Consider the following 5198-nt stretch of genomic DNA (forward strand, 5'->3'; position numbering starts at 1 on the left):
CGCGTCTCGGGTTCGCCATGGTGGTGGGCACCCTGCCGATCTTGCTGATCGGTTTGGGAATCAAATTCGTCTGGGCCCAGGGCTATGAACAGTCACCCCTGCGCAGCGTTCCCTCGATTGCCATCGTCTCGATTGTGATGGCGCTGCTGCTGGCTCTGGCTGAACGGGTCGGTGCTCGGAGCAAGCAGCTTTCAGTGGTCTCAGGCCGTGATGGCCTGCTGGTGGGACTCGCTCAGGCCCTCGCGTTGCTCCCGGGGGTGTCGCGTTCCGGCAGCACCCTCACCGCTGCCCTGTTCGACGGTTGGCAGCGGGCTGATGCAGCCCGCTTTTCCTTCCTTTTGGGCATTCCCGCTATCACCACCGCGGGTCTGGTGGAGCTCAAGGATGCTCTGGCCGCCAGCCTTGACACCAGTCCCCTGCCGTTGCTGGTCGGAATTGGTTCGGCTGCACTGGTTTCGTGGCTGGCGATTGATTGGTTGCTGAAGTTCCTGCAGCGCAACAGCACCTGGGTCTTCGTTGCCTACCGGCTGCTGTTCGGGTTGCTTCTGCTGGTCTGGTGGGGCTTTCACGGCGCACACTGAGTTCAGATGAAGCCGGCTTGTGTGGAATGAGCCATCCGCCGGGGTTGCCGTTGCAGCTCTGGATCCAAGCAGCAGTGGTCGTCAACCGCAGCCAGCGGTGGTGGCGTCAGTGGAGTCCGGCTCGATTGGGGAGGAGCTGGGTTTTGAGCCGGGCGATCAGTTGCTCAGCATCAATGGCATTCGCCCGCGTGATCTGATCGATTACCGCTACCTCTGCGTGGAGGAGGAGCTTTGCCTTGAGGTGCGTGATGCAAAGGGTGCGCTGCATCGGGTGGAATTGGAAAAGGATGCTGATGACGGCCTTGGGCTGGCCTTCACCGAGGCTCTCTTCGATGGCTTGCGTCAGTGCAACAACAACTGTCCGTTCTGTTTCATCGATCAGCAGCCCCCCGGGCGGCGGGACAGCCTTTACCTCAAAGACGACGATTACCGGCTGAGTTTTCTCTATGGCTCCTATCTGACGCTCACCAACCTGGGCGAGGCCGACTGGCAGCGGATTGAGGAGCAGCGTTTATCGCCTTTGTTTGTCTCAGTGCATGCCACGGATCCCGAGCTCCGCTCACAACTGCTGGTGAATCCGCGTGCCGCTCAGGTAATGGACCAGCTCGCCTGGTTTGACCAGCGTGATCTGCAGATCCATGCCCAGGTGGTGGTTTGCCCGGGACTAAATGATGGTCCTGCCCTAGAGAGAACGCTGAACGACCTCGCCTTCTTCGCGGCAGGCCCCTGGCCGGCGGTGCTTTCTGCGGCGGTGGTGCCGGTAGGGCTCACCCGCTTCAGGCCGGCGGATGACGGCTTAGTTCCTGTGGATCCGGACTGCGCCCGCAGGGTGATTGCTCAGGTGGAACCCATGCAGCAGCGCTTCCAGGAGGTTTTGGGCACCCGTTTTGCCTGGCTCTCCGATGAGTGGTACCTGGTGGCGGGATTGCCTTTGCCGCCCCGGGATAATTATGAGGATCTCCCGCAGCAGGAAAATGGCGTGGGCAGCATCCGTGCCTTCCTTGAAGCGTTGGATGCCGCAACTGAGGATTTGCCCGGCGCCGTTCCTCAGCCCCGTCGTTCCAGCTGGGTGGTCGGTCAAATTGTGGTTCAGGCTTTGCAGCCTGTGGCTGAACGATTGAATGCTGTTGATGGCGTCGAGTTTCATCTGATCGGGTTGCCTAGTCCCTACTGGGGGCAGGAGCAAGTGGTGACCGGACTGCTGACGGGACAGGATCTGCTCACTGGCCTGCAGGGCCGAGAGCTGGGCGATGAGCTGCTGCTGCCATCGGTGATGTTGCGGCAGGGGGCGCCCGTCTTCCTGGATGACATGACCCTGGAAGCCCTGGCCGCGCAGCTACCGGTCCCCATTCAGATCGTGCATGGGGCGGCTGAAGTCGTGGACTCAGTTTTGGGTGTCGTAGGAAAAAGTCCCTAAGCTCCAAGAAAGTTTTTGATTGCTGTGCGCCGGATCACCGCGGGTCTATGTCTCGTAGCTGGCGTTGTCTCTTCCGGTGTATCCCCTGCGCTCAGCGAAGACGCAGTTCAGGCTAAGTCGGCCTTGATAGACCAGGTCACCCTCCCGGATGTGATCGATCTGAAGGGTGTTCGTCCCAAGGCAGACCTCTCGGTTTTGGCTCCAGCAGTGGATGCTTTGCCTGCATCCCTCGAACCGCTGGTTGCTCCTCCCAATTTAGCTCTTCCCGATGCGCCATCTCAGGTGCGCATTCATGAGCTGCGTCCCCTCACCCTCGAAGAAGCCATCCAGCTGGCCGAGTTCAACAGCCCACAACTCAAAGCTGCGGCCAGTCGGGTGGATCAGGCCAAGTCTGCACTCCGTGCAGCCATCGCCGCTTGGTATCCCACGGTCGACCTTTCGGCCAGCGGACTCCCTCAATACTTCGAGTCCTATGCCTATCGAAATCCAGACTTCGCTACGGATAGAGCCGATGAGAGCTATGCCCGTGAGTGGAGAGTCAATGGTGAATTGAAGGTAAGCTGGGATTTGATCAATCCTGCCCGGGTTCCTCAGATCGCAGCAGCTCGGGATCGTTTTGAGCGCGCCGGTGATGCCTACCTAATCGCTCTTCGTGATCTTCGTCTGGAAGCGCAGAGGGCTTACTTTGATCTACAACGTGCCGATGCGGAAGTACGCATCGGCCAAGACTCTGTCAAAGCATCGTTGGTGAGTTACCGCGATGCGCGGGCGCGCTTCAACGCAGGCGTGAATACCAAGCTGGATGTCCTGGAAGCAGAAACTCAACTGGCGCGTGACCGCGACACCATGACAACCAATCTCCGCGATCAGGATCAAGAGCGTCGGAACCTGGCCAGGGTGCTTGGCCTCCCTCAGGACGTCACTCCGACTGCCGCGACACCCGCGCGACCCTTGGGCCTCTGGGAATCCTCACTGCAGGAAAGCATTGTTGCCGCCTACAACTACCGCGAAGAGCTCGATCAGCTGATTCTTGATATCTCGATCAACAACAGCCAGGCCAATGCTTCTCTGGCTGCAGTGCAACCCGTCTTGAGCTTCGTCAACTCCACCTCGGCATCGCGTACGGCAGGGCAGAGCGGCCAGCCGTCCATCAGTGATATTGACATGGGCGATTTCACTGATGGCGTGCAGAACAGCACAGCGCTGAGGGTGAGCTGGCGCTTGTTTGATGGTGGTCGTTCTCGTGCTGAATACCAGCGCTCCAAGCAGGCTGCTGAGCAGAGCCGCTTTGATTTCGCCAATCTGCGAGGCCAGATTCGCTTTGAGGTGGAGCAAAGCTTTTTCGGTCTACGAGCTGCCATTCAGAGCATCGAAACCACAGCGATCGAAGTCCTTTCATCAAAAGAATCCTTGCGTCTCTCCCAGCTGAGGGTTCAGGCGGGTGTTGGCGTGCAGAGGGAAGTGGTGAACAACCAGCGTGATGTCACCCAGGCAGAGCTGAAATATGCACATGCGATCAACAGCTACAACTCCAATTTGGCGCTGCTACAGCGCCGTACAGGTCTGGATGCCTTAGTCGCTTGCAATGCGGTTTCACTGCCATCCACGAAGCCGGAACTTGATCAACCACTGATTCCGATAGAGCCCACGCCGCTGAAGACCGCTTGCCCAACGGTGGCCACCGCAGGTTCGTCGGTCGATCAAACTGAGACCAGTCCTGTGCAGCCTCTGTGGTGACGTCGGTGCTCAGTGACGATCAACTGGGCGCTGTTCATCTATTGCTGGATCGCATCCGTGCTCGTCAGCTGTAGGACTTTGGTCAGATCGGTTCCGATGTAAAGCCCGATGGCTCCTTAAACCACTGACTGCGATCGCTGGAGTGATGCCGCTCTGATGGAGGGCTTGCCCAGCATTGCTCCTGGTGAAGGTGTCCTCAGTGAGGAAGGATCGAAAACAGTTCCGAACACGCGGGCCTATTGGGTGGTGGATCCCCTGGACGAGACCACCAACTTTGCGGCGGGCATTCCCTATTGGGCGATTTCCGTGGCCCGTTTCGTCGATGGCCGTTCCGGTGAGGTTTTCCTGGATGTGCCAGCGCTGAACCAACGCTTTGTCGCTTTGCGTGGTCGGGGTGCCACTCGAAACAATCAGCCGCTGACCTCGGAGACTCGAGCCCTGGCCACCAGTGCTTGCGTATCTCTTTGCAGCCGCTCGATGCATGTGTAGCAGCGCAAACCTGATCAGCGTTTTCCCGGGAAGATCCGTCTGCTTGGTGTCCCCAGCCTCAATTTGGTGAGTGAAGCGATGGAGCAGACCATCGCTTCACTGGAGGCCACGCCCAAGATCTGGGATCTGGCGGCGGCTTGGTTAGTGCTGGATGAACTGGGTTGTCCGATTCGCTGGTTGGATGCGGATCCTGCGCGGCTCTCTCCAGGAGAAGACGTTGCCGACCTCGGCTGAAGCCCTGAAGGGTCTTTATTGCACCAGCGGGGTTTGTGGTGTTATGGTTTTGTCTTGCGCGGGAGCCGAGAGGCGAGCGTGCAAGCCGAAGCGCTTGAGGCGAAAGTCTCGATATGTCTGAGGCGGCTTACGAGGCCAAAAGGGAGCGATCCCACGGTGTTGTAAGTTCTTCAAGCGGTCTCGAGAGGCCGCGATGACCAATCGATCGATCTCCTGAGAGGGAGTGAAGAGCCGTTTGGTCGCACCTAGACAATTGAAAAGTTTAGGACTGACGCTTTCATCGCGTTTAGTTCTGAGCCGAACCGAGAGGTGAAGTGAGGAGCTAAATGAAAGAGCGATGAAGGTGTGAGGTCCCGTCAAAAAATTTCGTTGCGCTGAAGCAATGCGCTGCAACGGGAGGGTTTTCACGAGCTCTCTTGTTGCCGGTGTGCGAATTGTGGAGCAACAACCGGATCTGAGATCCCGGAAAGTCATTGACAGAGAAATCTAGAGATGCACTCTTAAGAACCCTTTTGTGTCAGCGAAAGGAGGCCTCAACTGTTGCCAGTTTTAACTGAGTAATGGGTGACGCAAATCATTTTGAGGACGTGAAAACGTCCAAGAGGAAATGATCTACAACGGAGAGTTTGATCCTGGCTCAGGATGAACGCTGGCGGCGTGCTTAACACATGCAAGTCGAACGAACCTTCGGGTTAGTGGCGGACGGGTGAGTAACGCGTGAGAATCTGCCCTCAGGAGGG

Annotated in this window: 3 protein-coding genes, 1 rRNA gene and 1 pseudogene; all 5 read left to right on the plus strand. The window is 58.1% G+C overall.

What is annotated here, in order from left to right; genetic code table 11:
- On the plus strand, nucleotides 1-581 hold a 581-nt coding region (locus tag ACGVJ8_RS03430; RefSeq protein ID WP_392345496.1), incomplete at its 5' end, for an undecaprenyl-diphosphate phosphatase.
- A gap of 19 nt (nucleotides 582-600) precedes the next feature.
- Nucleotides 601-1998 (plus strand): TIGR03279 family radical SAM protein, encoded by a 1398-nt coding sequence (locus tag ACGVJ8_RS03435; protein WP_392345497.1) that lies wholly within the window; start codon nucleotides 601-603, stop codon nucleotides 1996-1998.
- A gap of 24 nt (nucleotides 1999-2022) precedes the next feature.
- Nucleotides 2023-3735 carry a TolC family protein gene (locus ACGVJ8_RS03440; RefSeq protein ID WP_392345498.1) on the plus strand — a complete coding sequence of 571 codons (1713 nt, stop codon included), beginning with the start codon at nucleotides 2023-2025 and terminating at the stop codon, nucleotides 3733-3735.
- An 86-nt stretch (nucleotides 3736-3821) separates the two neighbouring features.
- Nucleotides 3822-4449, plus strand: a pseudogene (locus ACGVJ8_RS03445) (inositol monophosphatase family protein); the annotation flags it as partial.
- A gap of 623 nt (nucleotides 4450-5072) precedes the next feature.
- Nucleotides 5073-5198, plus strand: a 16S ribosomal RNA gene (locus tag ACGVJ8_RS03450); the annotation flags it as partial.

The organism is Parasynechococcus sp., assembly GCF_042954245.1.
Classification (GTDB): domain Bacteria; phylum Cyanobacteriota; class Cyanobacteriia; order PCC-6307; family Cyanobiaceae; genus Parasynechococcus.